Below are 3688 nucleotides of genomic sequence, written 5' to 3' on the forward strand. Positions count from 1 at the left end.
GGCAGGAAATATCACCGTGCAAGTCAGCGATCGATTGCGGCTGCGAGGAAGCGGGACAGGCTTTTTTGCTGACACCGAATCAGGCTCAACCGGAAGCGGGGGAAGTATTTTTATCGATCCCAGAACCGTACAAATTCAGGACGGAGCCGAAGTCGCCGTGGGCAGTCGTGGTACCGGACAAGGCGGCAACATTCGAGTCAATGCGGGGACGCTGCTGCTCGATCGCGGCTTTCTATCGGCTGAGACCAGCAGCGCTCAGGGCGGCGACATTGCGCTACAGCTACGGGATCTGCTGCTGCTACGTCGCGGTAGCCTAATTTCTACCACTGCCGGAACCGCACAGGCAGGCGGCAACGGCGGCAACATTTCGATCGTGGCTCCCTTCGTGATTGCGGTGCTTTCCGAGAACAGTGACATCCGCGCCAACGCTTTCACAGGTCGAGGCGGCAATGTCACCATCACCGCTCAGTCGATTTTTGGCATCCAGCCGCAGCAAGTGAATACGCCCCGCAGCGACATTACTGCCAGTTCCCAGTTCGGTATCAGCGGCGATGTTGTCCTGAATACGCTCAATGTCGATCCCAGCCGCGGATTGGTGCCGTTACCAACGAGGCTGATCGATCCATCAGGATTGATCGATCGCGGCTGCACTGCTGCCACTGAAACAACCAGCGAATTCGTCGTGACCGGACGGGGCGGTTTGCCCCCTAGCCCCAACGACCCACTCAGCAACGACGCACTGTGGGAGGATAACCGCCTGCTGTCCTCTAGCCACAGCACTGAGCCACGTCGTCCCGCTCCTCCTGCACCCATTGCTGCTACAGGCTGGACGACTAACTCGCGGGGTGAGGTGGTCCTCGTTGCCGCATCCAATCAGTCTCCATCGGGTATTGGAGCCGCAAATCCCTGTTTACAGCCTGCGAAGAGTTCCCGTTCAATGAACAAAAGCTAATAGCTGTGTATTAACGCGGCTCAAACAGTAAATCTGCCGCCACTTCAATTTGGTGTAGCGGCGCGATCGATCGCGGCAATTCTGGCAGCCGAACGATCGTCTGGTTAGGAAACTGATCTGAGACGATCCTGTCTTCCGCCTGAAAGCGGTTGTGCACAATGTAGCGCTGCGTCACGCGCATCTCAGCCAGTGATTCAGTCAGCCGCGCTGCTTCCGCTAGTATGGCAGACTGCGCCTGCACCACCCCGATAAACTCTGTGTGCTGTGGGTCTTGCAGCTTTTTCTGCGCCTGAATCACACGCTGCCTGAGCGATCGCAGCTGTCCCATAAACTCGACTCGTCCCAACACGCTCTGATACTTAATCCACAATTTGAAGATCCAGGCAAGCCAGTCGCTTATCAGGTTCGGCATTTCTAAAAAGCGTAAAAGATGCCCGGTGGGAGCCGTATCCAGAATGATCACGTCTTGCGACTTAGATTCCAACAGCTCCATCACTGTGACCAGCGACAGCAACTCGTCGATGCCTGGTAGCGCCTGTGCCACGATTTTGCGCCACGCCTGAGGTCCGTAGGCGATCGTCATCGTCGCGTCGGCGTCATTCGAGTCTCCGCCCATCATTGCTGCCAGTTCCCATAAATACTCCGCGCGGAACTGCTCTAGCACTTGCTCTGCATCAATCTCCTGCGCGGTTAAATTGGGCGTGATCGCCACAGGTACATGTCCGACACTATCGCCTAGCGCGTCGCCTAATGAATGCGCTGGATCGATTGAAATCACGCGAATTTTGCGGTCTGGATAGCGCTGCGCCATTGCCCACCCGATCGCAGCCGCTACGGTTGTTTTACCCACGCCTCCTTTGCCGCCGACCAGCAGCAGTGATCGTCCTGCGGCAGCAAAATCCTCAAATCCGGGCGGAACGCGATCCGGAAATTGCGTCCTGCCTAGATCCTGCATCAGTTCTACGGTCTGCACTGGCTGAACTTGAGCCATGAGATGATCGAGCGCGATCGCTCCGACCGGTTCGCGTTTCTGCTGCGGCACCTGAAATACTGGCAGCTGATTCGCCAGCGTCAAAAAATTTGCCAAAAGCCGCTGCTGCTCAGTAATTCGATCTCCCGGCTCCCCAAATCTTCTACATCGATTCACCGCAATGCCGCCCACGGGAATCCGCAGTTCCTCCAGCGCCCGCAAGAATCGCTGCGTTTCTAGCAGGCTCATCGGTTCCGCGATCGCCACAACTAAACAAGCTGTCTGCTCTTGGTTTTGCAGCAGTTGGCGACCGTCTGTAAGGTCTGCCTTTATCGATCGCAAAAAGGCGTCCGCAGCATCCTCGATGTAGCGTCCGGTGAAGCGCTGGCTAATCACTCGGTGCTTCTCCTGAAACAGTTCCAGCGCATCGAGAAACTCATCGAGAAAATCCATCAGCGCGAACAGATTCAGCGTGTGTCCGCTCGGTGCCATATCCACAACCACGCGATCGGCATCTCCCTGGCGCAGAATTCGCTGAATCTCTAAGATGCCCATTAGCTCATCTAAGCCGGACCAGCCGAGTTCCCACACAGGCGTAAGGTCGCTTCGATCGACGAAACTGCCGCGCTCGACGAGCAGCTCCAGAACTCGTCCATACTCAGCTTTGAACGCTTGCAGCAGCCGTTTAGCATCGAGCGATCGCACCTGCAAATTCGGCAGATCCTCGTCAGCACGGGGGGTATCCTCGACGGTTTGCTGCAAGACATCTCCCAGCGAATGGGCTGGATCGGTTGACAGCAGCAGAATCGACTCCTGCGGAAATTCATGCGCCCAGCGGCGAGCAAACCCGCACGCCAGCGTTGTTTTCCCGACGCCTCCCTTCCCGCTAAACAGCGTTAGGCGCAAAGAGTCGAGCGGCTGTAGGGTCGTGGGAATACTCATGACGGGTCACGCAACGTAGGACAACAAATGAGCGAATTATTTAAGGGATTTGAACAACTACTGGAATTGGCAAAAGCGCTGGAAGCAAAAGCAGAAAAGGGAGAACTTAGGGCAAACATTCAAATTAATTCCCGCCCGTTAAGTAGTATTCCCCGTCAAGGCAACATTCCCACGGCGGGCAGTCGAGTTCGTACGGGAGGGACTGAATCGGTGAATCCACCGTCCTCTGCGGCTCTGAGCGAAGTGATGCCACCGTCTGCTGAGCGATCAGGCTTGCAGGACGTGGGTGGACTGGCAGATGTGCTACAAGAGCTACGGGAACTGGTAGAAATTCCGCTCAAGCGCCCAGAACTGCTGAAGAAGCTGGGCTTAGAGCCACCGCGCGGTGTGCTGCTCGTGGGTCCGCCGGGAACTGGAAAAACCTTGACAGCGCGGAGCCTAGCGCACGATCTGGGCGTGAACTACATTGCGATCGTCGGTCCTGAAGTGCTGGGCAAATACTACGGCGAGGCGGAAGCGCGACTGCGGGGCGTATTTGAGAAAGCAGCAAACGCCGCACCCTGTTTGGTGTTTATCGATGAGATTGACAGTCTTGCGCCCGATCGCGGCAAAGTCGAAGGCGAAGTCGAAAAGCGCCTCGTGGCACAGTTGCTCGGCTTGATGGATGGCTTTGCCCAGACAACGGGCGTAATCGTTCTGGCGGCAACCAACCGTCCCGACCATCTCGATCCGGCACTGCGGCGACCCGGTCGCTTCGATCGCGAAATTCACTTTCGCGTACCAGATCGCGATGGACGCCGCGAAATTCTTGCTCTGCTGAGTCG

General features: G+C 56.7%; 3 protein-coding genes. 2 read left to right on the plus strand and 1 reads right to left on the minus strand.

What is annotated here, in order from left to right; genetic code table 11:
• The coding region (locus tag H6F43_RS05210) for an S-layer family protein (protein ID WP_190341364.1) at positions 1–952 on the plus strand (952 nt) is incomplete at its 5' end.
• A gap of 10 nt (positions 953–962) precedes the next feature.
• Here H6F43_RS05210 and H6F43_RS05215 read toward each other — a convergent pair.
• Positions 963–2864 (minus strand): ArsA family ATPase, encoded by a 1902-nt coding sequence (locus H6F43_RS05215; protein ID WP_190341366.1) that lies wholly within the window; start codon positions 2862–2864, stop codon positions 963–965.
• 27 nt (positions 2865–2891) lie between these two features.
• Between H6F43_RS05215 and H6F43_RS05220 the strand changes: the two genes are divergently transcribed.
• On the plus strand, positions 2892–3688 hold a 797-nt coding region (locus H6F43_RS05220; protein ID WP_190341368.1), incomplete at its 3' end, for an AAA family ATPase.

The organism is Leptolyngbya sp. FACHB-36 (genome assembly GCF_014695955.1).
Taxonomy (GTDB): domain Bacteria; phylum Cyanobacteriota; class Cyanobacteriia; order Leptolyngbyales; family Leptolyngbyaceae; genus FACHB-36.